This is a genomic window from Alphaproteobacteria bacterium, assembly GCA_041396705.1.
In the GTDB taxonomy this organism is placed as follows: domain Bacteria; phylum Pseudomonadota; class Alphaproteobacteria; order CALKHQ01; family CALKHQ01; genus CALKHQ01.
This window is the reverse complement of the sequence record JAWKYB010000007.1, coordinates 84,787-110,886: the sequence shown is the minus strand read 5'-3', so window position 1 is coordinate 110,886 and position 26,100 is coordinate 84,787. Positions and strand designations below refer to the sequence as shown.

Sequence of the window (26,100 nt, the reverse complement as noted above, 5' to 3'; positions counted from 1 at the left end):
GTCGCCCGGCCACCCGTTCCGGCACGCGCGACGGGACCGGCGCACCGGCCGGCCGGGTCAGCGCAGCGATGCCGTGCCTTGTGCGTGGCCGCCGTCGGCGCCCGAAGGCAGCGGCCGCCGGTGATCCGCGACCCACGCGACGATGTCGCCCAGCACCACAGGCGCATCCAGGTCGCGCAGCAGCATGTGATAGCCGTGCTCGTAGAACGCCACCCGCGGCGCGCAGGCGGCCGAGACGCCGGTGCAGCTTTCCAGCCGGTCGACCGCGGCCTGCACCGCGCTGGACGGCAGGATGTCCTCGTTGCCGCCGTAGAGCATCAGCACCGGCACGTCGAGGTTGCCGAGCGCGTCGTAGGCGACGTCCATCAGCGTGACCAGGCCGAACAGGTTGTCGACCCGCGTCTCCTTCAGCACCAGCGGGTCCAGCGCCATCTCGCGCAGGACCTCGATGTTGTCGGACGGGGTGATGTCGAGCCCTTGCCCGGTCAGCGGAAGCCACGGCGCCAGCCACGTCAGCAGCTCCAGCGACATCCCCTCGACGGTGGTCAATGAGCGCCAGCCCCAATAGGCCGGCGCGACCAGCACCAGCCCCGCTACCGGCACCGCGCTGCGGGCCACCGCGACCGTGGCGACCGCCCCGCCCATGCTCTCGCCCATGACATATAGCGGCAGGTCGGGATGGGCGGCGCGCACCATGGCGATGGCCCGCTCGGCGTCGGCGACCAGTACGTCCGCACCGGGCCAGATGCCGGGCTCGCGGGTCGCCCCGAAACCGCGCTGGTCGTAGGCATAGACCAGGAGGCCGGCACCGGCGAAGGCCCGCGCCGGCCGCGCGAAGGCGTTGCTGTAATCGTTGAAGCCATGCAGGGCCAGGATCACCGCGGTCGGCGCGGCATAGGCCGAGTCCGGCTGCCAGACCGATACCGGCAGCACATCGCCGTCGGGCGTGACCAGTGCGTCGGCCAGCAGCCGCGGCTGCACGATGTCGGGCCCGATCTCCTGGGTGCGCGGCGCGCAGCCGGCCGCCAGCAGAACCAGCGCGGCCGCGAGCAGCCTGCCCGCACCGCCACGCCTTGCATCGGCTGCCCGACCCGTTCGCATCGTCGTTCCGCGTCCCTCGCCATTTGCACCGGCAGGCCGGCGCGATCCTATCACTGCCGGCGAAACATGGTGCGAATTTGGCGATCTGTCCCGGCGCGCCGCCGGGCCGGAGGGCGGACTCAGGCGACCAGCGACAGCAGACTGCCGCGCTCGGGCCCACCAGCGGCCGCCCGCACCACCGGCTCGACCTGGCCTGCGAGCGGGGCGCCGGGGCGCGCCTCGACGGTCCGGGAGTCGGCCGCAGCGGTTGCGTCCGACCCAGGCCCCGCCGGCGCCTCGCCGCTCTCCGGTGCGGCCTGCTCGCGAAGTTCCTGCCGGGCCTTCAGGATGGCCTGGTCGGCCTTCGCCGCCACGGCGCGGTCGGCGCCCGAAGGCTCCGCCGGGGCCAGCGCCGCCCGCTTCACCGTTTCCATCTTGTCGATGGTCGCCTGCGGGTTGCCGGGCACCGCGGCGACATCGATCTTCACCTCGCCGGACACCGCATATTGCTTGCCGTCGGGACCGGACTCGTACTCGTAGCTCGGCGCGCCGGCGTGGCCGCCACCGGCCGCCTGGTGGGCCTGCTCGTGGGTGCGGACCTCTTGGTCGCGCGCCTTCAGGCGCTCGACCTCGCGCTGCTCGTCGTCGCTCAGCGGCTCGCCGTCGACACCCTTCTGCGCGGCGCCGCGCTGGCCTTCCTTGTCGGTATCGTCGGATCTCGCCGTCTCGCCGTCCTTGCCGGCGGCATCGCGGCGCAACGCGCCCTCTGCCGCGGCCGACAGGCTGATCTTGTCGCCGCGGATCGCGTCGACGGTCGCTTCGGGGGTCGGCGGTGTCGATTCGCCGATCGGCGCCGACGCCGTGCGCGACGGGGTGGCGTGGCGGGCGGCCTGCCCGCCGGTCAGCTCGGTGAAGACCGCGTCCATCCTGGACCCTGCATTCTGCCATGGTCGGCCCGCAATCCTGCGGGCAGCGCCATGCTAGCCTCGGCAGGTTAACGGCAGGTTGACCGCGCCTTCGCGGATCCGCCGCGGCAGGTCGGCGAAGGCCGCGGCGACCGCGCGATACACCGGGCGCTTGAACGCCACCACCAGCGCCACCGCCTCGTCGAGGCCGACCCAGCGCCAGGCGGAGAATTCCGGCGGCGAGTGGGCGTCGAGGTCGAATGCCGCGTCGTCGCCGCGATGCAGCATGGCGAACCAGCGCTGCTTCTGGCCGCGGTGGCGGCCGCGGCCGACGCCGGGCGGAAAATCGTAGGTGTACCAGCCCGGCGCCTCGGCCAGCAGCAGCGCGCCCTCCAGGCCGATCTCCTCGCACAGCTCGCGCCTGGCGGCCCGTTCCGGGGCCTCGCCCTTGTCGATTCCGCCCTGCGGCATCTGCCAGGCCGGCTCGGCACGGTCGGCGCGCTGACCGACCCAGACCTGGCCGCGGCCGTTGAACAGCATCACGCCCACGCAGCGGCGATAGCCCGCGTCCCGCGGCGTCGTGCCCTTTGCCACCGTGGCGCTCAGCGGCCGACCAGCGCCGAGACCGGCGCCAGCGCGATGCCGCGCCGGGCCAGGCCTTGCGACCAGGCGGCGATCCGCTCGATGGTCACCGGATAGGCGGTGCCGAACGCCATCGCCGCGCCGTCGCTCAGCGCCATCGCCTCGATCTCCGCCAGCGCCTCGTCGATCACCGGCCGCGCCGCCATCCGGTCGACGCGCAGGTCGCTGACCACCACGGGCAGGCCGATCTCCGCGCCGAGCGACGCCGCCACATTGCCCAGCGCCTGGCCGTTGTCGACATAGAGCAGGCCGCGCGCCCTGATCGCGTCCAGCACCGGCCGCATCGCCGCCGCGTCGGCCGCGAAGCGCGAGCCCATGAAGCTGCCGACGCCGACATAGCTTTCGGCGCGCGACAGCACCCAGTCCAGCCGCTGCATGTTGGTGGCGCTGTCCAGCGACGTCATCAGCGCCTGCGGACCCGGGTCGCTGTTCGGGAAGTCCGCCGGCTCCATCGGCAGGTCGATCAGCACTTCATGGCCGGCGGCGCGCGCCCGCGCGATCCAGTCCTGCAGCCGGCCGCTGTACGGCGAGAACGACAGCGTCACCGCCGCCGGCAGCTGCTGGATCGCCGCTTCCGTCGCCGCGCCGCTGAGCCCGAGGCCACCGATCACGACCGCGACCACCGCACGGGTACCGGGCTCGGCGGCGGTGCCGCCGTCGGTGCCGTGCGGCTGGTCCTGGGCCGCCACCACCGTCGACGCGGCCTCGGCCGGCTCGGCCGGATGCGCGCCGGCGTCGGTCTGTTCCGCCACCGCCACCTCCGCCGGGTGGCCGTCGCCGGCGCCGGCGTGCGCCGGTTCTTCGTGCGCGGGTGCATCGTGCTGCGCCTCGGCGGCCGGCGGGGCGTCGTGGCCTTCGACCGGCGGCGCGTCGGCATGGTCCGCCGGCGGCGGCTCGTGCGGCGCCGCGTCGGGCGCGCCGTGGTCGTCCGCCATGTGCTCCGGTGCGGCGGTCGCGTCCGAGGAGCCGGCGTGGGCGGGCTCAGCCGGCTCGGCAGCGTGCTCCGGCTCGGGGTGTACGGCCTGCGACGGTTCCGCCGCGGTCGCGCCGGGCTGATCGTGCCCGGCCGGATCCGCCGCGTCGCCAGCCGGCGGATGGGCGGCGTCGGCGGCGTCCGGCGTGCCGTGCTGTTCCGGCGCCGGCGGGGCGCCGAGCGCGGCCAGATCGATCGGCTGCCGCTCCAGCATCGGCATCGGGCCATGCAGGCTCGGCGTCTGCACCGGCCAGTCCGTCGTCGGGTGGAACGCCTCCGGCGGCGGCGCCTGATAGGTCATGCCGGGGGTTGCGTCCGGCAGCGTCGCGGTCAGCAGCGGCGGCGCCGGGCCGGATTCCAGCGCCGGCGGCGTCTGTTGGTGCGCGGCGTCGGCCGCGGCCGGGGGCGCCGGCTGTGCGCCGTGGTCGCCCGCCGGCGCCGCGTCGGGCGCGGCGGGGACGTCGAGGCGGGGCAGCTGCGGCGGCGGCTCGGCGCCGTGGCCGGCATCGGCCAGCGCCGCCGGCTCGCCCTCGTGATGGGCCTCGTCCGGCCCGGCCGGCGCCGGCGCGTGGTCCGGCTCGGCCGCGGCATGCGGCTCCTCCGCCTCGATCGCGCCGGGCGCAGGCGGGTCGGAGCCCAGATGCGCCGGCGGCTCGCTCGACGGCGGCGCCGCTTCGGAACGGTGGCCGCCGGCCGGCCTCGGGCGGGCCGAGGACCTGCAGATAGGCCGCGCCGCCCGCCAGCCCACCGAGGACGACGATCCAGGCGGCGATCAGTGCGGTGCGGCCGGCCGTACCTGCCATCGACTGCGTCGCCGACCGGCCTCAGCCGCCCAGCGCCAGGGAGATGCCGTGGACCAGGTCCAGGGCACGCTGCAGCTGGTAGTCCTCGACCTCGGCCGGGCCGTTGTCGGAGTCCTCGCCGTTGGCGCCGACGTCCAGCGCGCCGCGCAGGTCGGATTCGCGGATGCCGCCCTCCTCCAGCGTCTCCAGCCGGGCCTGCTCGACCTCGATGTCCGGCACGATGCCGACCGCCTGGATCGACCGGCCCGACGGCGTGTAGTAGCGCGCCGTGGTCAGCTTCATCGCCACGTTGCCGGGCAGCTCGATGATGGTCTGGACCGAGCCCTTGCCGAACGAACGGGTACCCAGGATGATCGCGCGGCGATGGTCCTGCAGCGCACCGGCCACGATCTCGGAGGCCGAGGCGGAACCGCCGTTGATCAGCACCACCAGCGGCAGGCCCTCGGCCAGGTCGCCCGGCCGCGCGTTGAAGCGGGTGGTATCCGATTCGTGACGGCCGCGGGTGGAGACGATCTCGCCCTGCTCCAGGAAGGTGTCGGACACCGAGATCGCCTGCTCCAGCAGGCCGCCCGGGTTGTTGCGCAGGTCGAGCACCAGGCCCTCGAGGTTCTCGCCGGCCTCTTCGCGGATCGATTCCAGCGCCCGTTCCAGCCCAGGCTGGGTCTGCTCGGTGAAGCGGGTGATGCGGATGTAGCCGACGTTGCGTTCCACCCGGCTGCGCACCGACTCGATGGTGATCACCGCGCGCTTCAGCACGACGTCGAACGGCTCCACGTCCTCGCGGGCGATGGTCAGCGTGATCTCGGTGTCGACCGGGCCGCGCATCAGGTCGACGGCGTCGTTCAGGTTCATGCCCTGCACCGGCTTGCCGTCGATCTGGGTGATGTAGTCGCCGGCCTGGATGCCGGCCTCGGCCGCCGGCGTGTCGTCGATCGGCGAGACGACCCGCACGAAGCCGTTCTCCATCGTCACCTCGATGCCCAGCCCGCCGAATTCGCCGCGGGTGTCGACCTGCATCTCGGAGAAATTGTTGAGGTTGAGGAAGTTCGAGTGCGGATCGAGCGAGGCGAGCATGCCGTTGATCGCCGCTTCGATCAGCTCCTCGTCGCTGACCTCCTCGACATAGTTGGCGCGGACCTGCTCGAACGCCTCGCCGAAGCGGTCGAGCATGCGGTAGGTCTCCGACGTCGTCTCCTGGCCGACCGTCGCCGACGGCGCGCCCGAGACGACGTACACCAGGGCCGCGGAAGCCAGGCCCGCCACCAGCAATTTCCGGTTCATCCGTTTATCCCGTCACTGACTGTTGAAAACCAAGGCATCGGATCGATGGGCACGCCATCCCGGCGCAGCTCGTAATAGAGCGACGCGCCGCCGGGGTTCGGTCCGCCATCGCTGATCTCACCACTTGCCGCCGCTTCCCGACCGCCGAGCACACCGACGGGCTCGCCGGCAAGCAGCAGACGGCCGACCGCCGTGTCGATCCGGGCCAGACCGGTCAACACGCTATGAGATCCTTCGCCGTGATCGATGATCAAGACGAGCCCACGGCCCGGAAAGTCGCCGGCATAGGCGACGTGCCCCGCCTGCGGGCTGACCACCTGGGCATCGTCGATCGCCTGCAGCCGCAAGCCGTTGGCGCGCACGCCCGCCACCACGGCGCCGAACGGCTCGACCACCGTTCCGTGCACCGGCGCCACCAGGCTGCCCCGCGCCAGCGCGGCACCCGGCGCGGGCGCCGCGGCGCCTGCCTGGGCCGGGTCCGCCGCCGCAATCTCCACCGTCACCTGCGGTGCCTCCGCCGCCGCCCGCCGCAGCGCGGCGATCAGCCCCGACAGCGATTCCACCTCGCCGGACAGCGCATCGGCACGGGCGCGGGCGGCGCCGAGCGCCGCGCTCTGGCTGGCATAGAGGCTGTCGGTCTCGGCCCGCAGCGCATCGAGCCGCGCCCGCTCGGCCGCCAGCCGGTCCCGCGCGGCGCTGACCTCGTCGAGCTGGCCCGACAGCGTGGCGTCCAGCACCCGCAGTTCATCGAGCCGCGCCGCGGTCTCGCGTGCCTGCAGCTCCAGTGCCGGCACCAGTGTCGCCATCACGATGCCGGCACGGACCACCCGGTTCGGGTCCTCGCGCGCCGCCAGCCGGGCCAGCGGCGAATCGGTCGCCACCCGGTGCAGCGCCAGCACCGACTGGAACAGCCGGGCCTGGGTGTCGCCGAGCGACGGCGCCAGCACGTCCCGCTCCGCGCGCACGCCGGCAATGCGCCGCTGCAAGGCGTCGACCACGGTCTCGGCGTCCTGCACCGCATAGGCGGCGACGACCAGCTCCTGCCGCAGGGCCTCCAGCCGCTCGGCGGCCAGCGCCGTCTCCGCCGCCATCCGCGCGGCGCGGGCCTCGGCCTCGGCCTTCGCCTCGGCCGCGGCGGCCAGCGCCTCGGCCAGGCCCGCCGAGGGGATCTGGGTCGGGATCCGGGCCGGGTCCTGGGCGGCCAGCGGCCGCATCAGGCACGCCGCCGCCAGCAGCGCGACGCCCGCCCGCCTCAATTGCCGCCCACGGACGATGTTCATCCTCCCATTGCTCGCCGGGGACTGTGGCAACCATAGGGCGGCCGGCGCAAGCGCATTCGCGCCCGCCGGTTCCGCCGCCCGGCCCTCGGCCCGCCTAGCGATGATAGGGATGTCCGGACAGGATCGCCTGGCAGCGATACAGCTGTTCGATCAGCATCACCCTGGCCAGCAGGTGCGGCCAGGTCTGCCGGCCGAAGGCGATCACCAGGTCGGCCTTTTCGACCAGGTCGCGGGCCAGCCCGTCGGCGCCGCCGATCAGAAAGGCGACCGGCATCCGCGCCTGGTCCCGCCATCCGCCCAGCCGTCCTGCCAGCGCCTCGCTGGACAGGCTCTCGCCGCCGCGATCCAGCGCCACCCGGCAGGCCGCCGGCGCGATCGCGCGGCGCAGCAGCGCGCCCTCCTCGGCGGTCCGCTGCGGTCCGTCGGCCGCGCGCGCCTCGACCTCGCGCAGATCGACCCGCCAGCCCATCCGCCCGGCATAGTCGTCCCAGGCCGCGCGCAGCGGCGATCCGCGCATCCGGCCGACGGCTGCGACGAGGAGGTGCAAGCCGGTATCGGCTAGCGCTTGCGCCGCTCAGGCGGTGGCACCCGCCAGATCCGCCGCCGGGGCGTCGTGGCCCCACATCTTTTCGAGGTTGTAGAAGCTGCGGATCTCGGGCCGGAACAGGTGGACGATCACGTCGCCCGCATCCAGCAGCACCCAGTCCGACTGCTGCAGGCCTTCCGCCGCGACCCGGCCGAGCCCCAGGTGCTTCAGCGCCGTCATCAGGTGCTCCGCGATCGCGTGCACGTGACGATGGCTGCGCCCGGAGGCGATGACCATGTAGTCGGCTATCGAGGATTTGCCCCGCAGATCAATCGTGACGACATCGAGGGCCTTGTCGTCGTCCAGGGATCGTGTGACCGCATTCAAGACGGACTCGACCCCAATCGACCGTTTGTTAAACGGCATCACAACCGCTGTGATGGCGCTTTCCTCCTGCGGACGTTCCCAAGACACCGGTCGCATGCGTGTCCGCAGCGCGCTGCGCCCGGATTGCGGTGGCAGATGCCGTGTGCCGGCGGACCGCCAGAAAGACCCAGGCCGGCGGTCGCATGTCGGCCAGTTGCCGCGCCGTCCGGCCGGTCAGGCGCCGCTGCCGGAATCGAGTGGCGGCTTTGCCTGCCAACGCCCCATAAGCATAGGAATCGCGATCGCAAACCGCAATCGGCAAGGTGTGAAAAATCCGTGACCAGCGCTGCCAGCGCGCGATCTGGCCCAGATTGTCGGCGCCCATCAGCCAGACGAAGCGCTGGCCCGGCCACAGCGCGCGCAGGCAGGCGACCGTGTCCGCGGTGAAGCGCAAGCCGAGCTCCGCTTCGATCGCGCTGACCACGATCCGCCGGTCGGCCGCGGCGACGGCGCGGGCCCCGGCCACGCGATCGGCCAGCGAAGCCATGCCCGCCGCCGGCTTCAGCGGGTTCTGCGGCGACACCAGCCACCACACCCGGTCGAGGCCGAGCCAGCGCATCGCCTGGCGGCTGAGGTGCAGATGGCCGGCATGGGCCGGGTTGAACGAGCCGCCGAGTATGCCGATCCGCCAGCCGGCGCCGCGCGGCACCAGCGCCGACCGCGGAAACGGCGGCGCCGCGAAGGGCGTCCGGCGGCGCGGCGTGCCGTCGCTCAGGGCCGGGTCTGCCCGGTACCGCGCACGACGTATTTGAAACTGGTCAGCTGTTCGGCGCCGACCGGCCCGCGTGCGTGCATCCGTCCGGTCGCGATACCGATCTCCGCTCCCATGCCGAACTCGCCGCCATCGGCGAACTGGGTCGAGGCGTTGTGCATCACGATCGCCGAATCGACGTCGGCAAGGAACCGCTCCGCCGTCGCCGCGTCCTCGGTGACGATGCAGTCGGTGTGGCTGGAGCCGTAGCGCGCGATATGCTCGATCGCGTCGGCGACGCCGTCGACCAGCTTCACCGAGACGATGGCGTCGAGATACTCCGTGCTCCAGTCCGCCTCCTGCGCCGGCTCCACCCGCGGGTCGACCGCCCGGGTCGCCGCGTCGCCGCGCACGGCGCAGCCGGCGTCCAGCAGCGCGCCCACCACCGGCGCCAGCAGCCGCTCGGCCGCCGCGGCGTCGACCAGCACCGTCTCGGTCGCGCCGCAAATGCCGGTGCGCCGCATCTTGGCGTTGACCACCAGCCGCACCGCCTTGTCCAAATCGGCGGCGCGGTCGACATAGGTGTGGCAGATGCCCTCCAGATGGGCGAACACCGGCACGCGGCTTTCGCGCTGCACGCGTTCGACCAGCGACTTGCCGCCGCGCGGCACGATCACGTCGACATACTCGGCCATGGTCAGCAACACACCGACGGCGGCCCGGTCGGTGGTCGGCACCATCTGGATCGCCGTTTCCGGCAGACCTGCCTGCATCAGGCCCTGCTGCAGGCAGGCGTGGATGGCGCGGGCCGAGTGCACGCTCTCCGAGCCGCCGCGCAGGATCACGGCGTTGCCGGCCTTAAGGCACAGGCCGCCGGCATCGGCGGTGACGTTCGGCCGCGATTCGTAGATCACCCCGATCACGCCCAGCGGCGTGCGTATGCGTGCGATCTTCAGCCCGTTCGGACGCGTCCATTCGGCGATCACCGCGCCGACCGGGTCGGGCAGGGCGGCGATGTCCTCCAGCCCGACGGCCATCGCCTCGATCCGGGCGTCGTTCAGCTTCAGCCGGTCCAGCATCGCGCCGCCGAGACCCTTGTCGGCGGCCGCGGCCATGTCGGCGTCGTTGGCCGCCTGGATCTCGGCCCGGCGCGCACGGATCGCCGCGGCCATCGCGTGCAGCGCCGCGACCTTCGCCGCCGGCGGAGTCAGCGCCAGCGTGCGCGCCGCCTGGCGCGCCGCGGCGCCCAGCGCGCGCATCTGCGCCTCGATCGCGTCGGCGCCGGCATCCGCCGCCATCTGCTTGACCACCGTCATCGTCCGCTCGCTCGCCTCGTTCGGGTGCTGCGACTCATAGCGCACAACGCCGCAACGTCAAATCCCGCGGCCCCGGCAGGCCGGGCCGGGCTCAGGACGGCGCAGGCTCGGGGCGCCGTTCCGCCATCGCGCCGACATAGATCGCAACCAGCACCATGGCGCCGCCCAGCACCGCCAGCGCCGGCACCGCCTCGCCGAAATAGGCGAGCCCGAGCAGCGTGGTCAGGATCGGCTCGCCGAGCAGGCAGACCGCGACGAAGCGCGGGCTGAAACGGCCCAGCGCCCAGTTGTAGGTGCTGTGTCCGATCACCTGCGACACCACGCCGGCCCCGGCCATCGCCAGGTAGGTGGTCTGGCCGAGGCCGGCGACCTGCAGGTCGAGGATCAGCACGGCCGCCCACAGCAGCAGCGCCGCGATGGCGTAGCACTGGCCGAGATAGGCCAGCAGCGGCAGCCGCCGGTCCGGCGCGGTCACCATCGCCCGCTGCCCGGCGAGGAAATAGCCGGCGACGAACACCCCGCCGGCCAGAGCCAGCCCGTCGCCGAGCAGGCCGGTCTCGCCGGCCGCGCCCTCGGCGCCGGCAAAACCGATCACCGCGCTGCCGGCGACGCTCAGCCCGACGCTCAGCACCATGGCCCGGGTCACCGGCTCGCCGCGCACCAGCACAGCCCACAGCGACAGCCAGATCGGCGACAGCGCGACCAGCACCACGCTGTTGGCGATCGAGGTGTGGTCCAGCGAGGCGATCCAGGCGGCGAAATGCGCCGCCAGGAAGGCGCCGCCGACGAACGACCGGCCCAGCGCGGCGAGGCCGCCGGCACGCATCGCCGCCCAGCCGGTCGCCAGTCCCGCCGGCAGCAGCACCAGCGCGCCGATGCCGGTGCGTGCGGCGGAGATCAGGATCGGATCGGCCTCGGCCAGCCGCGCGAAGATCGCGCCGTGGGCGACGGCGGCCAGCCCGATCGCGAGCAGGGCGAAGGTAAACGGCATCGAGGAGCGCAAGCGGCGAATGTCCCTGTCCCGGCGGCGTCGCCCCACATCGCCGCAGCGGCCGAAAAAATGCAATCGGCGCATCGCGGCCGGCCGCGGGCGGCTGTTGGCAGGGTGCCGCGCCGCTCCTATAACCCGGCGATGGACTGGTCCTGGTACCTGCTGCTGGTTCCGGCCGCCGGCGTCGCCAGCTGGCTGGCCGTCGGCCGCGTGCTGGCCTGGCTGCGCCGGCGCGCGATCATGGACCGGCCCAATGCGCGCAGCTCGCACACCGTGCCGGTGCCGCGCGGTGGCGGCATCGGGCTGATGTTGGCGCTGCTGCCGGCGCTGGCCATCCTGTGGATCGGCCGCGACCCGGCGGCATGGGGCGGCTATGCCGTGGTCGTCGCCGCGGCGATCCTGGCCGCCGTGTCCTGGCTGGACGACACCCGCACGCTCAGCGCCTGGCCGCGGCTGGCCGCGCACATCCTCGCCGCCGCCATCGCGGTGATGAGCCTGCCGGCCGGCGCGCTGGTCGCCCAGGGGCTGTTGCCGCTATGGGCCGACCGCATCGCCGCCGGGCTGGCGGTGGTCTATTTCATCAACATCTTCAACTTCATGGACGGCATCGACGGCATCAGCGGGGTCGAGACGCTGTCGATCGGCATCGGCACCGCGCTGACCGCCTGGGTGTTCGGCCCCGTCGGCAGCGAACCGCTCGAGGGCCTGATCCTGGCGGCGGCCGCGCTCGGCTGGCTGGCCTGGAACTGGCACCCGGCCCGGCTGTTCCTCGGTGACGTCGGCAGCGTGCCGCTGGGCTTCCTGCTCGGCTGGATGCTGGTCCGGCTGGCCGCCGACGGCGCCTGGGTCGCCGCGCTGGTGTTGCCGGCCTATTATCTGACCGACGCCACGCTGACGCTGGCCCGCCGCACGCTGAGGGGCGAGAAGCCGTGGCAGGCGCATCGCGAGCACGCCTATCAGCGCGCCCACCAGCGCGGGCTGGACCATGCCCGGGTCTGCGTCCTGATCCTCGGCTGCAACGCCGGGCTGGTCGGGCTGGCGCTGGCCGGCGAGGCGGTCCACTGGGCGATCGGCATCGCCGGCGCGGCGCTGCTCGGGCTCGGCTTCACCATCTATCTGCGCTCGCTGCGGGTCTCGGCGGCGCGCCGCGCGGCATAGCGCGGCATCCCGCCTCACACGTCGGGCGAATCGGCGGTCCAGTCGCGGCCCGCGCCGCGCTGCAGCACCCGGTCGCCCGGCACGACCTCGCCCGCGCCGATGTCCGCCCGGTCGCGCAGCCGCGCGTAGATCGGGGCGAAATCCGGCCGGGTGGCGGCGAACAGCTGGTCGAAGCTGTCGATCACGAAATAGCTCTGCTGGAAAGTGTCGATGCGATAGCGGGTGCACATGATCCGCTCCAGATCGAAGCCGATCCGGTTCGGGTTCGGGCTGTCGAGGCAGTACAGCGCCTCGCCGTGGCTGGAGACGATGCCGGAGCCGTAGATGCGCAGCCCGTCGCCCTCGCGGATCAGGCCGAACTCGACCGTGTACCAGTACAGCCGGGCCAGCCGCTGCAGCGCGCCGAGCCGCAGCGCCTTCAGCCCGCCGCGGCCATAGGCGGCCATGTAGTCGCCGAACACCGGGTTCATCAGCATCGGCACGTGGCCGAACAGGTCATGGAAGGCATCCGGCTCCTGGATGTAGTCGAGCTGGGCCGGCGCGCGGATCCACCAGGTCACCGGGAACCGGCGCGCCGCCAGCATGGCGAAGAAGGCGTCGTCGGGCACCAGCCCCTCGACCGCGACGATGCGCCAGCCCGAAGCCGCCTCCATCAGGTCGCCGAGCCGTTCGAAATCGGGGATGCCGGCCGCCGCCATGCCCAGCCTGGCCATGCCGTCGACGAACGCCGTGCACGCGCGGCCCGGCAGCAGCGCCGCCTGGCGCCGGAACAGCGTGGCCCAGGTGGCATGGTCCTCCGCCGTGTAGCGGTCGCGCGGCTGCGCGACAACGAAGGGTGTGAAGTCCGGCACGGCCGCCGGCGGCTGGGGGCTGGACGCGCCCATGCCCCGTCTCCCTGGCTGTGGCCCGTCGGCGGCCGGTCGCCGGCGCGCCGATCAAGCCATTGATATGGGGTGCCGCTTCGGATCGCCCATGGTCGCGCCACGATTGCCACGCAGCGTCGCGCCACGATATCGTCGCGGCGAGGCGGCCGAAAGGGCACTGGGGGACGGAACCATGAGCGACATTGCATCCTTGCGCGCCCGGCTGGGCGAGATCAGCAAGCAGTCCGACGCCATCCGCACCGCGGCCGAGGCGCTGGGCCGGTCGCTGAACGACGAGGAACGCGCCAAGATCGACGCGCTTTCCAACGAGTTCGAGCAGGTCCAGGCCGACATCGCCCGGCTGGAGAAGATCGACCAGCAGCGCGCCGCGGCCGGCGCCGGCTCGGGCGCATCCGCGGCGTCGGGGCCGTCGGCTGCACCACGGCCGCGGCCGTCGCCGGCCCGCCCGCCGGTGGGCGACGTCGACCCGGCCGGGGTCAAACGCGCCGAATCGATCCTGCTCGCGCTCGGCATCATCGTCGGCATCTTTGCCGTGCTGTCGCTGATCGGCGGCGACTATTTCAGCCTGGTGATTCAGGCCGGCATCAGCATCCTGACCTTCCTGGTCGGCTACAAGGCCCTGCGTGACGGCAACATCAACACCGCCCGCACCTTCAGCCTGGTCATGGCCTGGGTCTATGCCGGGCTGCAGATCCTGGGGCTGATCCTGGTGCTGTCCATCACCGGCGGTGCCGTCGGCGGGCTGTTCTGGGTGATCTGGCTGATCGGCTGGCTGTTCGCCTGGGGCTACTACTACGCCTACCAGTGCGTGACGCCGAAGCGCTGAGCGGCCGGCCCCGTGGCAATCCAGGTCTCGGCCGCCTTCGACAGCGGCAACGGCATCGTCGAGGCGGCGGAAGACCCGAACGACATCCGCATCGCCATCGCCCCGGACCACCGCTCGGACTTCCTGCAGTGGTTCCATTTCCGGCTGGCCGGGGTGCGCGGCGTGCCGCTGACGGTGCGCCTGACCAACGCCGGGGCCTGCGCCTATCCGAAGGGCTGGCCCGGCTACCGTGCGGTCTATACCGAGGACCGGCAGACCCATCGCCGCGCCGAAACCGCCTATGACGACGGCGTGCTGACCATCCGCCACACGCCGCAGGCCGACAGCGTCGCCTTCAGCTATTTCGCACCCTATCCGATGGAGCGGCACCACGCCCTGGTCGCCGCCACCGCGGCCAAGCCGGGGGTGCGGCTGCAGACGCTGGGCCGGACGCTGGACGGCCAGGACCTGGACCTGCTGACCGTCGGCGCACCGGTGCCGGCACGGCGCAGCTGCTGGGTGATCGCCCGCCAGCATCCGGGCGAGTCGATGGCCGAGTGGTGGATGGAAGGCTTCCTCGCCCGCCTGACCGATCCGGCCGACGCGCTGGCCCGCGCGCTGCTGGAGCGCTGCACCTTCCACGTGGTGCCGAACATGAACCCGGACGGCAGCCGCCGCGGGCATCTGCGCACCAATGCCGCCGGCACCAACCTGAACCGGGCCTGGGCGGAGCCGACGATGGAGGCGTCGCCCGAGGTCGCGCTGGTACTGGCGCGCATGCGCGAGACCGGCGTCGACTTCTGCCTCGACGTCCATGGCGACGAGGAGATCCCCTACAACTTCATCGCCGGGGCGCACGGCATCCCGTCGTGGAGCGACCGGCTGGAGCGGCTGCACGACGGCTTCTGCGCCGCCCATGTCCGCGCCAATCCCGACTTCCAGACCGAGCACGGCTACGGCAAGGCACCGCCCGGCCGCGCCAACCTGACCATGGCCACCAACGCCGTCGCCGAGACCTTCGGCTGCCTGGCGATGACGCTGGAGATGCCGTTCAAGGACAATGCCGCCGCGCCGGACCCGGACTTCGGCTGGTCGCCCGACCGTTCGATGAAGCTGGCCCGGTCCAGCCTCGACGCGCTCGCCGCGGTGGTCGACGAGCTGCGCTGAGCCGCCGGTCAGCCTGCCGCCGCGACCAGCGCGATCGCGGCGCGGCCATAGCGGCGCTCGGCCTCCAGCCGCATGCCTTCAGCCAGGTCCAAAGGCGACTTCGCCTCGCGCTCGACCACCAGCAGCGCCCCGGCGGCGATCCAGCCCGCCGCGGCCAGCGCGGCCAGCGCCGCACCGATCGCGCCGTCGCGATAGGGCGGGTCGAGGAAGAGCAGGTCGCAGGCCGCCGGCGCCGGCGGCGGCCGGGTCGCGTCGGCGCGCAGCACCCGCGCCCGCGCGCCGACGCCGAGCGCGCGGACGTTGGCCTCGACCGCGGCAATCGCCTGACCCGCATTGTCCATGAAGGTGGCATGGGCCGCGCCGCGCGACAGCGCCTCCAGCCCCAATGCGCCGCTGCCGGCGAAGGCGTCGAGCACCCGGGCGCCGGCCACCCGGTTGCCGCCATAGCGCCCGGACTCCAGCATGGAGAAGACGGCCTCGCGCACCCGGTCGGCGGTCGGCCGCACCGCGTCGCCGGGCGGCACGACCAGCCGCCGGCCCCTAAGGCTTCCGCCGACGATGCGCATGGCCCGCGCCGCCCGGCCGCGGTCCACCGGCCTTGCTGCCCGCACGTGGTGTCCGGTCGCGTCCGGCGGCGCTGGGCGCCGCATCGCCGCCCTCGGCTGCCTTGGCCTGGGCGCGCCGGCGCGCCGCGCGCTCGCCCGGGGTCGGCGCCGGGCGCGGCCGGGCCACAGCCGCGCCCTCGGTGCCGCCGCCGTCGGGCAGCAGGCTGCCCAGCTGGGCGCGCAGCACGCCGCGCCTGACCTCCTCGACCGCACCGCGGTCCAGGGTGCCGAGCTGGAACGGGCCGTAGGCGATCCGGATCAGCCGGTTGACCGTGAGGCCGAGATGCTCCAGCACCTTGCGCACCTCGCGGTTCTTGCCCTCGCGCAGGCTGACGGTCAGCCAGACGTTGCCGCCCTGCTCGCGCTCCAGCGCCGCCTCGACCGGGCCGTAGCGCACGCCGTCGACCGTCAGGCCCTTGCCCAGCTTCTCCAGGTCCGTGTCGGTCACCCGGCCGAAGGCGCGCACGCGATAGCGGCGCTTCCAGCCGGTCGACGGCAACTCCAGCACCCGGGCCAGTTCGCCGTCGTTGGTCAGCAGCAGCAGCCCTTCCGAGGTCAGGTCGAGGCGGCCGACCGAGATCACCCGCGGCATGCCGTCCGGCAACCGGTCGAACACCGTCGGCCGGCCCTTCTCGTCGCGATGGCTGGTGACCAGTCCTTCCGGCTTGTGATAGCGCCACAGCCGCGCCTTCTCGCGCTCCGGCAGCGGCGCGTCGTCGACCAGGATCGGGTCGCCGGCGCGGACCAGGGTCGCCGGCGTGGTCACCACCGCCCCGGCCAGCTTGACCCGCCCCTCCGCGATCAGCTTCTCGGCGTCGCGCCGCGAGCAGCGGCCGGAACGCGCGATCACCTTGGCGATCCGCTCCGCCGCGTCGGCGGCGGCCGCCCGCTTGCCGGCCGCCGCGGTCATCGCGCCAGCCAGCCGCCGTCGACCGGCAGGGTGACGCCGGTGATCATGGCGGCCGCGTCGCTGGCCAGGAAGGCGATCGCCGCCGCCACCTCCTCCGGCTCGACCAGCCGGCCGAGCGGGGTCTGCCCGACGATGGCCCGCTCCATCGCCGCGTCGCTCAACAGCCGCTCGGTCAGCGGCGTGCGGGCGAAGGTCGGCGCCACCGCGTTGACGCGGATGCCGTCGCCCGCCCATTCCAGCGCCAGCGCCTTGGTCAGGGTCACCAGCCCGCCCTTGCTGGCGTGATAGGCGGCGTTGGGATAGAGGCCGCCGCCGACCAGCCCCATGATCGAGGCGACGTTGACCACGGCGCCGCCGCCGCGCGCCCGCAACAGCGGTGCCGCCGCCCGCGCGCAGTGGAAGGCGCCGCTGAGGTTGACGGCGAGCACGGCGTCCCAGTCCGCCGTCGCCATGTCGGTGGCCGGCACCCGCGCGCCGCGGCCGGCGTTGTTGACCAGGATGTCGAGCCCGCCGGCGCCGGCCATCTCCGCGAAGGCGGCGGCGACCGCCGGCTGGTCGGTCACGTCCAGCGCCAGCGCCTGCGCGCCCGGGACCAGCCCGGCCGTCGCCGCCGCGGCGGCGGCGTCGCGGTCGCTGGCGATCACGCCGGCGCCCAGCTCGGCCAGGGCCAGCGCCGTGGCGCGCCCGATGCCGGCGCCGGCGCCGGTGACCAGCGCCCGTTTCCCGTCCAGCCGGAACCGCGCCGCCACGCCCGTCATCGCCCGCACCCCTTCTGTTCCGCGCTGCAATGGCGCTGCGAATCCTTGCCACATGGTAATGCCCCTTGACGCCATTCGCCGTCGGGGACTGAATTGCGGCAACGTCGAACCGAGAACCGAGGAGCGCCTTGAGAGCCGTCGTCGCGCTGTTGTGTGCCCTGGCCCTTGCAAGCTCCGCCCTTGCCCAGCAGCCGTTGCTGGGCGGCGATCCGCTCGTCTCCGCCGTGCTCGGCCGCGACCTCGGCGCCGCCCGGGCGCTGCTGCTGGCCGGCAATGCGCCGCAGGGCCGCGACACCAACCGCAGGCCGCTGACGGTGATTGCGGTCGCCAACGACGACGCGGCGATGCTGCGTCTGCTGCTGGAATTCGGCGCCAACCCGAACGAGACCGACAACCTGGGCAACAGCCCGCTGGTCCATGCCTGCGCGCTGGGCAACGTCGAGGCGGTCGAGAAGCTGATCGCCGCCGGCGCGCAGATCAACTGGGCCAACCAGCAGGGCATCACGCCGCTGATGCGCGCGGCCCAGGTCGGCGCGATCGGTGCGATCCGGCTGTTGCTGGATGCCGGCGCGCTGGTCGACCTGACCGACTACACCGGCCGCGACGCCGCCTCGTGGGCCGACATCAACAACCACCAGCGCGCGGCCGAGCTGCTGCGCGGCGCGGCGACCCATTCCTGACCGGCGCCGCGCGCCGCGGCCCCACCGCGCGCCGGCCATTCAGCCCGCGGCCTGGTCGGGGGCGTGGTCCGTCGCGCGCTCCGGATCGACCGGCACGCCGGCGACCTGTTTCGCCGTGCGGATCGCGGGGAAGGTGGTGACCCGCACCACGTGGTCGGCCGAGGTCAGGCGGGTGGTCAGCCGGTTCTCGTGCGCCGTGTTGCGGGCGACCAGCCGCAGCAGAAAGTCGCCGCCGCCGCGCACCATGTGGCACTCGCGCACCTCCGGCCAGTCGGCGACCAGCGCCTCGAAGCCGGTCAGCACCGCCTCGGCCTGGCTGTCCAGGCCGACCAGCGCGAAAAACGTGACCTCCCAGCCCAGCCGCTCGCCGTCGAGACTGGCGTGATAGCCGCGGATATAGCCCGCATCCTCCAGCGCCCGCATCCGCCGCAGGCACGGCGGCGCGGAGATGCCGGCGCGGCGCGACAGCTCGACATTGGTCATGCGCCCGTCGTCCTGCAGGTCGCGCAGGATCTTCAGGTCGATGCGGTCCAGCTTCAATTCGCGCACGGCGGGCGATCCGTCTCCGGAAGTCGTGGGGCTGGCGCGGATGCGCCGTCTGCACTATAGCGATCGCAGCCACGCGCACGAAAGATTCTTTCAACGGCATGCTGCAACGGCCACCCCCCGCGATCCGCTCCAGCTGGATCGTTTCCGACGGCAAGGTCGGCATGGAGACCCAGTGCCTCGGCCTGGCGGAGGCGCTCGGCCTTGCGCCCGAGGTCAAGCGCATCGTCGTCGGCAAGCCGTGGCGCTGGCTGCAGCCGACGCTGACCCTGAACGCGCTCGGCAGCCTGCGCGCCAAGGGCGACCGGCTGCAGCCGCCGTGGCCGGATCTGATCATCGCCACCGGCCGCCATTCGGTGGCGCCGGTGCTGGCGGTCAAGCGCCGGGCCGGGCCCGACCTGCGGCTGGTGCAGATCCAGAATCCCGGCGTGCGCCTGGACGCCTTCGACCTGGTGATCACACCGGCGCATGACCAGGTGGAGGGCCCGAACGTGCTCAGCACCATGGGCTCGATGCACCGGGTCAGCCAGGCGCGGCTCGACGAGGCCAAGGCCCGGTTCGAGGCGCATTATGCCGCGCTGCCGCGCCCCCTGGTCGCGGTGCTGGTCGGCGGCGCCAACAAGGCCTTCACATTCGGCGCGGACACGGCGGCGGCGCTCGGCGCCGGCCTGGCCCGGATGGCGCATCAGTCCGGCGCGGGGCTGGCCGTCACCGCATCGCGCCGCACCGGCGGCGAGGCGGTCGCCGCCCTGCGCGACGCCCTGGCCGACGCCCCCGCCGCGCTGTGGGACGGCAGCGGCGACAACCCCTATTTCGGGCTGCTCGCGCTGGCCGACGCCATCGTGGTCACCTGCGATTCGGTCAACATGGTCTCCGAGGCGCTGGCCACCGGCAAGCCGGTCCACGTGGCCGACCTGCCCGGCGGTTCGCCGAAGTTCGCCCGCTTCCATGAGGCGCTGCGCAGCCACGGGCTGACCCGACCGTTCGCCGGCCGGCTCGAGCACTGGACCTACGACCCGCCCGACGACATGCGCCGCGCGGTCGCGGCCGTCACCGCGTTGTTCGACCGGCAGCGGACCGGTACGGCCGGGCGGTGCGACGATAATGCTGCGCGCCGCGCCGGGTGAGCGCCGCTATCGTGGGTGCCATGACCGACTCGGACACTGCCGCGACCGCCGGCGACGCGATGATCGACCTCGCGGCCTTCGCCGCGGCGCCGCTGGTGCGCGACCCCTATGATCATGTGATCGTGCCCGCCTTCCTGCGGCCGGAGGCGATCGCCGGCGTGATGGCGGATTTCCCCGACCCCGGCGGCCCCGGCAGCTTCCCGGTGCGCGGCCTGCACTACGGGCCCCGTTTCGCCGCCCTGCTCGCCGCCCTGCGCGGGCCGGCGGTGCGCGACGCCTTCGCCGCCAAGTTCGGGCTGGAACTCGCCGGCCTGCCGACCATGGTCACGGTGCGCGGCGAATGCCGGCCGACCGACGGCAAGATCCACACCGATTCGGTCGACAAGGTCGTGACCGTGCTGATCTACCTCAATCCCGACTGGCAGGACCGGGGCGGGCGCCTGCGCATCCTGCGCTCCGGCACCGACCTGGACGACTATGCCGCCGAGGCGCCGCCGGAGGCGGGCTCCATGCTGGCCTTCCGCCGCAGCGACCGCAGCTGGCACGGCCACAAACCTTTCAGCGGGCCGCGCCGCGCGATCCAGCTCAACTGGGTGTCGAGCCGGCGCTACGTGGTCAAGGAGCAGCTGCGCCACAGCCTGTCGGCCTTCGGCAAGCGGCTATCCTCGGGCCGCGCCCGCGCCGCGGCGGGCTGAGCGGCGCCCTACGACAGCGGAGCGGCCTGATGGCACTCAGAATCGAGACCTTCGACAACGCCACCGGCGGCTCGTCCTTCTTCAAGGCGGTCGGCCATCCCTACACCGCGGAGCGGCTGCAGGCGCTGCTCGCCGGCCTGCACGGCCGGCGCGTCGCCCTGTACGACCCGGACGGCCTGGCCGCGCCGCTGGCCGAGCTGTTCGACATCGCCGCGCTCGACCCGGTCGCGGTGTACGTGCAGGCGGTGACCGCGGTCGGCACGCCCGTCCTCGGCTGTTCCGCCGAGCCGGTCACCGCGCTGGCCGACGCCCGCATCGACGCGCTGCTGCTGCCGGCGTTCGACGCCGGCCGGCTGGTCGATCACATCCGCCACCTGGTGCCGGCGGGCTGCGAGGTGGTGACGCTGGACCGGGTGCGCCTGCCCGACAGCCTGCTGTCGAACCCGCGGCGCTACCTCGACGGCCTCAACTTCGCCACCAACTTCGCCTTCTTCCGCGACGGCGACGGCCACCACACCCGGGTCGCCACCTGCAACTACTGGTCCGGCTACGGCGCGCCCGACGTGCGTCTGTGGCTGCGGCTGTTCGACGCCGACGGCCGCACGCTGGCGGAGTGGGAACAGCCGGTCGCCGGCAACGGTGCCGCGATCGTGCTCGACAGCGCCGATGTACGCGCACGGTTCGGCCTGCCCGCCTTCTGCGGCCAGCTGTTCATCCACGTGGTCGGCGCGCACGGCCACGACGTGGTCAAATACGCGCTCGACACCTATGGCGACGACGACGCGGTGCTGTCGTGCACCCACGACGCCAATGCCTGGCCGGCCGACTACTACGCCGGGCTGCCGGCGCCGCGCGACGGCGAGCGGGTGGTGCTGTGGGTGCAGAACAGCCATCCCTGCCCGATCCCGGCCGGCGCCGTCCGGCTCAACCGCATGGGCCGGGCAGAGGAGGCGGCGTTCGACCGGGCCGTGCCGGCCTACGGCACCGCGCCGCTGGACGTGGCCGACCTGCTGCCCGGCCTGCGCTGGCCGGAGCAGGTGGAGATCACCGCCGGCCGCCATTTCGTCCGCCCGCGCTACGAGGTGCTGGAGGACGCAGGCCCGGACGGCGTCGGCCGCCAGCGCATCGCCCACCCCAACGTCCAGCGCATCGACCTGAAGCCCGACCCGAAGATCCGCGAGCTTGCCAACCTGCTTGGCAAGGGTCACCTGCTGCCGGCGCCGGTGCTGCCGGTCGACCGCTTCCGCTCGATCGCGCTGCCGACGCCGATGGCGCGCGGCCAGGCCGACCTGCCGCTGGCCGCGATCCTGTACGACCGCGACGGCCGCGAGGTCGGCCGCCGGGCATTCGGACGGCTGCCGCGCGACCACGCCGCCGCGCTGGATGCCGCCGAGCTGCTCGACAGCCGCGCGCTGCCCGGCGGCTACGGCCACATGGAGCTGGTCTACGACTTTGCCGACGGCGGCGGCGCCGACGGCTGGCTGCACGGCCTGTTCCGCTATCACGACGCGGCCACCGGCCACACCGCCGAGACCAGCTTCGGCGGCCACGTCTTCAACACCGTGCTGACCTATCGCGGCGAGCCGCAGTCCTACGCCGGCCGCCCGCCCGGCCTGTCGACCCGGCTGTTCCTGCGCGTCGGCGCGCCGCCGCTGGACACGCTGTGCCAGCTGATCTACCCGGCCTCGACCCCGTGGCACGCGACCTCGGACACGACGCTGACTCTGCACGCCGCCGACGGCCGGCCGGTCGCCGAGAAGCGCATCGCCATCGCCTGCTCCGGCTCGCTGTTGTGGCGGATGTCGGAGATGTTCGACGACGACGCCCGCGCCGCCGCCCACGCCGCCGGCCCCGGCACCTACGTGCTGATCCGCGACACCACCTGCCGGCTGTTCGGCTATCACGGCCTGACCTCCGCACGGGCGTTCAGCCTGGACCACATGTTCGGGTTCTGAGCGGCGCGGCGTCCGTTCGACCGGGCGCGCCGCCCGCCGGCCATCGGCAATTGCCCTCGCCCCGGCCTCTGCCTATGTTCAACCCGAAGTCGTCGTTGCCGATCCGCCGGAGCCAGCCGCCATGCCCGAGACCCATTCCACCCGCATGCTGATCATCGGCTCGGGGCCGGCGGGCTACACCGCGGCGATCTACGGCGCGCGCGCCAGCCTGGCGCCGATCGTGGTGCAGGGCCTGCAGCCCGGCGGACAGCTGACCATCACCACCGACGTGGAGAACTATCCCGGCTTCGCCGACGTGATCCAGGGGCCGTGGCTGATGGAGCAGATGCAGGCGCAGGCCGCCCACGTCGGCACCCGGATGATCACCGACACCATCGTGTCGGTCGACCTGGACAGCCGGCCGTTCCGCGCCGTCGGCGACAGCGGCGACACCTATCTGGGCGACACGCTGGTGATCTGCACCGGGGCGCAGGCGCGCTGGCTGGGGCTGGACAGCGAGCAGCATTACCAGGGCTTCGGGGTTTCCGCCTGCGCCACCTGCGACGGCTTCTTCTACCGCGGCAAGCAGGTGGCGGTGATCGGCGGCGGCAACAGCGCGGTCGAGGAGGCGCTGTACCTGACCAACCACGCCGCCAAGGTGACCCTGATCCACCGCCGCGACAGCCTGCGGGCGGAGAAGATCCTGCAGGATCGCCTGTTCGCCAACCCGAAGATCGCGGTGGTGTGGAACAGCGAGCTGGTCGAGGTGCTGGGCGAGAGCGGCGGGCCGATGAAATACGTCACCGGCATCCGCATCCGCAACCGCGAGTCCGGCGCCGAGTCCGACGTCGCGCTGGACGGCGTCTTCGTCGCCATCGGCCACGACCCGGCCACCGCCCTGTTCAAGGGCAAGCTGCGGATGGACGAGGGCGGCTATCTGGTCACCCGGCCCGACAGCACCGCGACCGACGTGCCCGGCGTGTTCGCCGCCGGCGACGTCAAGGACCGCGTGTTCCGCCAGGCTGTCACCGCCGCCGGCATGGGCTGCATGGCCGCGCTGGAGGCGGAGAAATTCCTCGCCGAGCAGGATTCGTCCCTGCGCAGCGCGGCGGAATAGGCCGGCGCCCCGCCCTGCCCCGGAGCCCGCGCTCCGGCCCGCCCCCCGCCGGAGCGTGCGCTCCGGCCCGCCAGGGCCCCCGCCGCGGGTGGCCGAAACGAACGGAACAACGCGCCATGGCGCTTGACTGGGACAAGTTGCGCGTCTTCCACGCCGTCGCCGAGGCCGGCAGCTTCACCCATGCCGGCCAGACCCTGAAGCTGAGCCAGTCGGCGATCAGCCGCCAGATCTCCGCGCTGGAGGAAAGCCTGTCGGTGCCGCTGTTCCACCGCCATGCGCGCGGCCTGATCATGACCGAGCAGGGCGAGCGGCTCTATGCCACCGTGCACGAGGTGTTCGGCAAGCTGGCGGCGACCGAACGGGCGCTGACCGACAGCAAGGCGGCGCCGGTCGGCACGCTGCGCATCACCTGCACCCTGGCGCTGGCGACCTCGTGGCTGGCGCCGCGCATCCAGGCCTTCATCGACCGCTATCCGGAAATCCGGGTCACCGTGATCGCCGACGACGGCGACGTCGACCTCGGCATGGGCGAGGCCGACTGCGCCGTGCGGCTCGGCCAGCCGCAACAGGGCGACCTGGTCCGCCGCAAGCTGATGACCGTGCACACCCACGTCTACGCCGCCCGGCCCTATCTCGACCGCTACGGCGCGCCGGAGCGGCCGGAAGACCTGGACCGCCACCGCATGATCGCCTACGGCTTTTCGCGCCGGCCGCCGGTCAACGACATCAACTGGGCGCTCTATGTCGGCCGCGACGACACCCAGCCGCGCACGCCGGTGCTGGAGATCAACAACATCTATGCCATCGGCCGGGCGGTGGCGAGCGGCATCGGCATCGCCGGCCTGCCAGATTTCATCACCGAATCGGTCAGCGGCCTGGTCCGCGTGCTGCCCACCATCGACGGGCCCAGCTACGACGCCTATTTCGTCTACCCGTCCGAGCTGCGCAACTCCGCCCGCCTGCAGGTTTTCCGCGACTTCCTGCTGAGCCGCATTCCGGAAACGCCGTTCTGAGCGGCGGCCTGCCGGGCTGCGCCTCCGGCCGCGTGCGGGCGCCATCGACGGCGCGCCGCGGCAGGGCCGTTGCGTCCTTCGAGACGGCCGCCTGCCGGCGGCCTCCTCAGGATGAGGAGCGTCGGGGGCGCCATCGACGGCGCGCGGAGGCTTGCGTCCTTCGAGACGGCCGCCTGCCGGCGGCCTCAGGATGAGGCGTCGGAGAGCGCCATCGACGGCGCGCCGGCAGGCCGTTGCGTCCTTCGAGACGGCGCCTGCCGGCGGCCTCCTCAGGATCGAGGAGCGTCGGGGCGCCATCGACGGCGGGATGGCGAGCGGCGCCGCGGTGCACTGCTATCCCGGCCCGCCGTTGCCGCCACGCACCAGCCCACCTCATCCTGAGGAGCCGCCCCGCGGCGTCTCGAGGGCGCACTGCGCCACTGCCCGCACCGATCCTCGCCGCCACGCCCAGCCCCTCATCCTGAGGAGCCGCGCAGGCCGGCGTCTCGAAGGACGCACCGACGCGTCAGCCGTTGCCTCCGGCGCGGGCGCGGTACATAGAGCGGCAGGCGCGTCCGCAGCCTGCGGCGCGCAGCAACCGGGGCAAGCCGATGCCGAGACCGCCGGTCCTGTTCGTCTCCCACGGGTCGCCGATGCTGGCGGTCGAGGACAGCCCGGCCAGCCGCTATCTGCGCGGGCTGGCGGCGACCGTGCCGCGGCCGCGGACGATCCTGGTGCTGTCGGCCCATTGGGGCAGCCAGCGCCCGCTGGTCGGTACCGCGGCGGCGTTCGAGACCATCCACGACTTCGGCGGCTTCCCCGACGCGCTCTACCGCATGCGCTATCCCGCCCGCGGCGATGCCGCGGTGGCGGCGCGGGCGCTCGAGCTGCTGGCCGCCGCCGGGCTGGACCCGGCGCCCGACCCGGTGCGCGGGCTCGACCACGGCGCCTGGGTGCCGCTGATCCTGGCCTGGCCGCAGGCCGACGTGCCGGTGGTGCCGCTGTCGATCCAGCCCCGGCGCGACGCCGCCCATCACATCGCCGTCGGCCGGGCGCTGCGCCCGCTGCGCGACGACGGCGTGCTGGTGCTGGCCAGCGGCGCCGCGACGCACAATCTGGGCGCGCTCGACCCCCGGGCCCGAACGGCACCCGCCTGGGTCGCCGACTTCGCGGCTTGGCTGGCCGGCGCGCTGGCCGCCCGCGACGATGCGGCGCTGCGCGACTGGACCCGGGCGCCGTCGGCGCGCGCCAACCACCCGACGCCGGAGCACCTGCTGCCGCTGTTCGCCGCCGTCGGCGCCGCCGACGACGGCGAACCCGGCCGTCGCGATCACACCAGCCTCGAATACGGCGCGCTGGCGATGGACTGCTATCGCTTCGACGCCGCGGCCTGAGCGGCGCGGCCGCTACTGGATGATGATCGCGCAGCCCGTTCCGGCGCCGCGGCACCACACCTCGCCGGTGTTCGGGTCCTGCAGCGCCTGCAGGTTGATCTGTTGCGCCGCCGTGCCGATCGGGCCGAGCGTGCCGGCGCGGATGCCGCGCTCGACGGCCAGCCGCACGCTCGGGATGTGGACCAGGCAGTCCTGGTTCGGCCGCCGCGGCATGCTGGCGCCGATCAGCTTCACCACCGTGCCGTCGGTCAGCTGCAGCTGGAAGCCCTGCGCCCGGATCGTGGCGCTGGACACGCCGTCCTCGGGGTTGAACTGGGCCGGCTCTTCGGCCATGGCCGGGACGGACAGGCCGACCGCGGCAAGCAGGGAGGCGACGGAGACAAGACGCGTCAGGCTTCTCATCGACATTTTCCT

27 protein-coding genes are annotated in these 26,100 nt (G+C 73.3%); 10 read left to right on the top strand and 17 right to left on the bottom strand.

Going from position 1 to position 26,100, the window contains the following annotated elements:
- Positions 1–57 precede the first annotated feature (57 nt).
- From R3F55_11620 to R3F55_11570, 11 genes are all read right to left on the bottom strand, one after another.
- Positions 58–1,101, bottom strand: a complete 1,044-nt coding sequence (locus R3F55_11620) for an alpha/beta fold hydrolase (GenBank protein ID MEZ5668060.1) — start codon at positions 1,099–1,101, stop codon at positions 58–60.
- A gap of 119 nt (positions 1,102–1,220) precedes the next feature.
- Positions 1,221–2,006 carry a putative metalloprotease CJM1_0395 family protein gene (locus R3F55_11615; GenBank protein ID MEZ5668059.1) on the bottom strand — a complete coding sequence of 262 codons (786 nt, stop codon included), beginning with the start codon at positions 2,004–2,006 and terminating at the stop codon, positions 1,221–1,223.
- Between the two features lie 54 nt (positions 2,007–2,060).
- Positions 2,061–2,579, bottom strand: coding sequence for an RNA pyrophosphohydrolase (locus tag R3F55_11610; GenBank protein ID MEZ5668058.1), 519 nt, complete (start codon positions 2,577–2,579; stop codon positions 2,061–2,063).
- An 8-nt stretch (positions 2,580–2,587) separates the two neighbouring features.
- A complete protein-coding gene (locus R3F55_11605) occupies positions 2,588–4,348 on the bottom strand; it encodes a divergent polysaccharide deacetylase family protein (GenBank protein ID MEZ5668057.1) in 1,761 nt (586 codons plus the stop codon).
- A 76-nt stretch (positions 4,349–4,424) separates the two neighbouring features.
- Positions 4,425–5,684, bottom strand: coding sequence for a S41 family peptidase (locus tag R3F55_11600; GenBank protein MEZ5668056.1), 1,260 nt, complete (start codon positions 5,682–5,684; stop codon positions 4,425–4,427).
- Positions 5,681–6,964 carry a peptidoglycan DD-metalloendopeptidase family protein gene (locus R3F55_11595; protein ID MEZ5668055.1) on the bottom strand — a complete coding sequence of 428 codons (1,284 nt, stop codon included), beginning with the start codon at positions 6,962–6,964 and terminating at the stop codon, positions 5,681–5,683. Before R3F55_11595 ends, R3F55_11600 begins: the two co-directional genes overlap by 4 nt.
- A 94-nt stretch (positions 6,965–7,058) precedes the next feature.
- Complete coding sequence (locus R3F55_11590) at positions 7,059–7,511, bottom strand: 23S rRNA (pseudouridine(1915)-N(3))-methyltransferase RlmH (protein MEZ5668054.1); 453 nt, start codon at positions 7,509–7,511, stop codon at positions 7,059–7,061.
- A 27-nt stretch (positions 7,512–7,538) separates the two neighbouring features.
- Positions 7,539–7,916 (bottom strand): ribosome silencing factor, encoded by a 378-nt coding sequence (gene rsfS, locus R3F55_11585; protein ID MEZ5668053.1) that lies wholly within the window; start codon positions 7,914–7,916, stop codon positions 7,539–7,541.
- Complete coding sequence (locus tag R3F55_11580; protein ID MEZ5668052.1) at positions 7,906–8,565, bottom strand: nicotinate-nucleotide adenylyltransferase; 660 nt, start codon at positions 8,563–8,565, stop codon at positions 7,906–7,908. Before R3F55_11580 ends, rsfS begins: the two co-directional genes overlap by 11 nt.
- A gap of 62 nt (positions 8,566–8,627) precedes the next feature.
- Entirely contained in the window at positions 8,628–9,905 is a 1,278-nt protein-coding gene (locus R3F55_11575) for a glutamate-5-semialdehyde dehydrogenase (GenBank protein ID MEZ5668051.1), read from the bottom strand.
- A gap of 109 nt (positions 9,906–10,014) precedes the next feature.
- Positions 10,015–10,914 (bottom strand): DMT family transporter, encoded by a 900-nt coding sequence (locus R3F55_11570; protein MEZ5668050.1) that lies wholly within the window; start codon positions 10,912–10,914, stop codon positions 10,015–10,017.
- 114 nt (positions 10,915–11,028) lie between these two features.
- Between R3F55_11570 and R3F55_11565 the strand changes: the two genes are divergently transcribed.
- A complete protein-coding gene (locus tag R3F55_11565; GenBank protein MEZ5668049.1) occupies positions 11,029–12,072 on the top strand; it encodes a glycosyltransferase family 4 protein in 1,044 nt (347 codons plus the stop codon).
- A 14-nt stretch (positions 12,073–12,086) separates the two neighbouring features.
- Here the strand turns inward: R3F55_11565 and phhA are convergent, their stop codons facing one another.
- Entirely contained in the window at positions 12,087–12,956 is an 870-nt protein-coding gene (gene phhA / locus R3F55_11560; GenBank protein MEZ5668048.1) for a phenylalanine 4-monooxygenase, read from the bottom strand.
- 172 nt (positions 12,957–13,128) lie between these two features.
- Between phhA and R3F55_11555 the strand changes: the two genes are divergently transcribed.
- Positions 13,129–13,782, top strand: coding sequence for a hypothetical protein (locus R3F55_11555; protein MEZ5668047.1), 654 nt, complete (start codon positions 13,129–13,131; stop codon positions 13,780–13,782).
- A gap of 12 nt (positions 13,783–13,794) precedes the next feature.
- Complete coding sequence (locus R3F55_11550) at positions 13,795–14,928, top strand: M14-type cytosolic carboxypeptidase (GenBank protein ID MEZ5668046.1); 1,134 nt, start codon at positions 13,795–13,797, stop codon at positions 14,926–14,928.
- An 8-nt stretch (positions 14,929–14,936) separates the two neighbouring features.
- Here R3F55_11550 and rsmD read toward each other — a convergent pair whose 3' ends face one another.
- From rsmD to R3F55_11535, 3 genes are read right to left on the bottom strand one after another with little or no spacing between them, the layout of a single operon-like run.
- The gene (gene rsmD / locus R3F55_11545) at positions 14,937–15,452 is read right to left on the bottom strand and encodes a 16S rRNA (guanine(966)-N(2))-methyltransferase RsmD (GenBank protein MEZ5668045.1); all 516 of its coding nucleotides are present in this window, start codon (positions 15,450–15,452) and stop codon (positions 14,937–14,939) included.
- 16 nt (positions 15,453–15,468) lie between these two features.
- On the bottom strand, positions 15,469–16,443 hold the full coding sequence (locus R3F55_11540; protein ID MEZ5668044.1) for a pseudouridine synthase: 975 nt from the start codon (positions 16,441–16,443) through the stop codon (positions 15,469–15,471).
- Positions 16,440–17,201 (bottom strand): SDR family NAD(P)-dependent oxidoreductase, encoded by a 762-nt coding sequence (locus tag R3F55_11535; GenBank protein ID MEZ5668043.1) that lies wholly within the window; start codon positions 17,199–17,201, stop codon positions 16,440–16,442. Before R3F55_11535 ends, R3F55_11540 begins: the two co-directional genes overlap by 4 nt.
- Positions 17,202–17,329: 128 nt before the next feature.
- Between R3F55_11535 and R3F55_11530 the strand changes: the two genes are divergently transcribed.
- Positions 17,330–17,881 carry an ankyrin repeat domain-containing protein gene (locus tag R3F55_11530; GenBank protein ID MEZ5668042.1) on the top strand — a complete coding sequence of 184 codons (552 nt, stop codon included), beginning with the start codon at positions 17,330–17,332 and terminating at the stop codon, positions 17,879–17,881.
- Between the two features lie 39 nt (positions 17,882–17,920).
- Here R3F55_11530 and R3F55_11525 read toward each other — a convergent pair whose 3' ends face one another.
- Positions 17,921–18,430, bottom strand: a complete 510-nt coding sequence (locus tag R3F55_11525) for an Lrp/AsnC family transcriptional regulator (GenBank protein ID MEZ5668041.1) — start codon at positions 18,428–18,430, stop codon at positions 17,921–17,923.
- A 98-nt stretch (positions 18,431–18,528) separates the two neighbouring features.
- On the opposite strand from R3F55_11525, the gene R3F55_11520 reads away from it, so the two are divergent.
- From R3F55_11520 to R3F55_11495, 6 genes are all read left to right on the top strand, one after another.
- Positions 18,529–19,554, top strand: coding sequence for a mitochondrial fission ELM1 family protein (locus tag R3F55_11520; GenBank protein ID MEZ5668040.1), 1,026 nt, complete (start codon positions 18,529–18,531; stop codon positions 19,552–19,554).
- 20 nt (positions 19,555–19,574) lie between these two features.
- Positions 19,575–20,249 (top strand): 2OG-Fe(II) oxygenase, encoded by a 675-nt coding sequence (locus R3F55_11515; GenBank protein MEZ5668039.1) that lies wholly within the window; start codon positions 19,575–19,577, stop codon positions 20,247–20,249.
- Positions 20,250–20,278: 29 nt separating this feature from the next.
- A complete protein-coding gene (locus R3F55_11510) occupies positions 20,279–22,204 on the top strand; it encodes a hypothetical protein (protein ID MEZ5668038.1) in 1,926 nt (641 codons plus the stop codon).
- A gap of 121 nt (positions 22,205–22,325) precedes the next feature.
- A complete protein-coding gene (trxB, locus tag R3F55_11505) occupies positions 22,326–23,300 on the top strand; it encodes a thioredoxin-disulfide reductase (GenBank protein ID MEZ5668037.1) in 975 nt (324 codons plus the stop codon).
- A gap of 116 nt (positions 23,301–23,416) precedes the next feature.
- A complete protein-coding gene (locus R3F55_11500) occupies positions 23,417–24,313 on the top strand; it encodes a LysR family transcriptional regulator (GenBank protein ID MEZ5668036.1) in 897 nt (298 codons plus the stop codon).
- Positions 24,314–24,903: 590 nt separating this feature from the next.
- Positions 24,904–25,686 carry a class III extradiol ring-cleavage dioxygenase gene (locus tag R3F55_11495; GenBank protein ID MEZ5668035.1) on the top strand — a complete coding sequence of 261 codons (783 nt, stop codon included), beginning with the start codon at positions 24,904–24,906 and terminating at the stop codon, positions 25,684–25,686.
- A 12-nt stretch (positions 25,687–25,698) separates the two neighbouring features.
- Here R3F55_11495 and R3F55_11490 read toward each other — a convergent pair whose 3' ends face one another.
- A complete protein-coding gene (locus R3F55_11490) occupies positions 25,699–26,088 on the bottom strand; it encodes a hypothetical protein (GenBank protein ID MEZ5668034.1) in 390 nt (129 codons plus the stop codon).
- Between the last annotated feature and the right edge of the window lie 12 nt (positions 26,089–26,100).

What these genes read in the sequence shown, in the direction of transcription:
- R3F55_11620 (MEZ5668060.1), bottom strand. Translation starts at nt 1,101, where the DNA reads ATGCGAACGGGTCGGGCAGCCGATGCAAGGCGTGGCGGTGCGGGCAGG.
- R3F55_11615 (MEZ5668059.1), bottom strand. Translation starts at nt 2,006, where the DNA reads ATGGACGCGGTCTTCACCGAGCTGACCGGCGGGCAGGCCGCCCGCCAC.
- R3F55_11600 (MEZ5668056.1), bottom strand. Translation starts at nt 5,684, where the DNA reads ATGAACCGGAAATTGCTGGTGGCGGGCCTGGCTTCCGCGGCCCTGGTG.
- R3F55_11595 (MEZ5668055.1), bottom strand. Translation starts at nt 6,964, where the DNA reads ATGAACATCGTCCGTGGGCGGCAATTGAGGCGGGCGGGCGTCGCGCTG.
- rsfS (MEZ5668053.1), bottom strand. Translation starts at nt 7,916, where the DNA reads ATGCCGTTTAACAAACGGTCGATTGGGGTCGAGTCCGTCTTGAATGCG.
- R3F55_11575 (MEZ5668051.1), bottom strand. Translation starts at nt 9,905, where the DNA reads ATGGCGGCGGATGCCGGCGCCGACGCGATCGAGGCGCAGATGCGCGCG.
- R3F55_11570 (MEZ5668050.1), bottom strand. Translation starts at nt 10,914, where the DNA reads ATGCCGTTTACCTTCGCCCTGCTCGCGATCGGGCTGGCCGCCGTCGCC.
- phhA (MEZ5668048.1), bottom strand. Translation starts at nt 12,956, where the DNA reads ATGGGCGCGTCCAGCCCCCAGCCGCCGGCGGCCGTGCCGGACTTCACA.
- R3F55_11555 (MEZ5668047.1), top strand. Translation starts at nt 13,129, where the DNA reads ATGAGCGACATTGCATCCTTGCGCGCCCGGCTGGGCGAGATCAGCAAG.
- R3F55_11540 (MEZ5668044.1), bottom strand. Translation starts at nt 16,443, where the DNA reads ATGACCGCGGCGGCCGGCAAGCGGGCGGCCGCCGCCGACGCGGCGGAG.
- R3F55_11535 (MEZ5668043.1), bottom strand. Translation starts at nt 17,201, where the DNA reads ATGACGGGCGTGGCGGCGCGGTTCCGGCTGGACGGGAAACGGGCGCTG.
- R3F55_11520 (MEZ5668040.1), top strand. Translation starts at nt 18,529, where the DNA reads ATGCTGCAACGGCCACCCCCCGCGATCCGCTCCAGCTGGATCGTTTCC.
- R3F55_11515 (MEZ5668039.1), top strand. Translation starts at nt 19,575, where the DNA reads ATGACCGACTCGGACACTGCCGCGACCGCCGGCGACGCGATGATCGAC.
- R3F55_11510 (MEZ5668038.1), top strand. Translation starts at nt 20,279, where the DNA reads ATGGCACTCAGAATCGAGACCTTCGACAACGCCACCGGCGGCTCGTCC.
- trxB (MEZ5668037.1), top strand. Translation starts at nt 22,326, where the DNA reads ATGCCCGAGACCCATTCCACCCGCATGCTGATCATCGGCTCGGGGCCG.
- R3F55_11500 (MEZ5668036.1), top strand. Translation starts at nt 23,417, where the DNA reads ATGGCGCTTGACTGGGACAAGTTGCGCGTCTTCCACGCCGTCGCCGAG.
- R3F55_11495 (MEZ5668035.1), top strand. Translation starts at nt 24,904, where the DNA reads ATGCCGAGACCGCCGGTCCTGTTCGTCTCCCACGGGTCGCCGATGCTG.
- R3F55_11490 (MEZ5668034.1), bottom strand. Translation starts at nt 26,088, where the DNA reads ATGAGAAGCCTGACGCGTCTTGTCTCCGTCGCCTCCCTGCTTGCCGCG.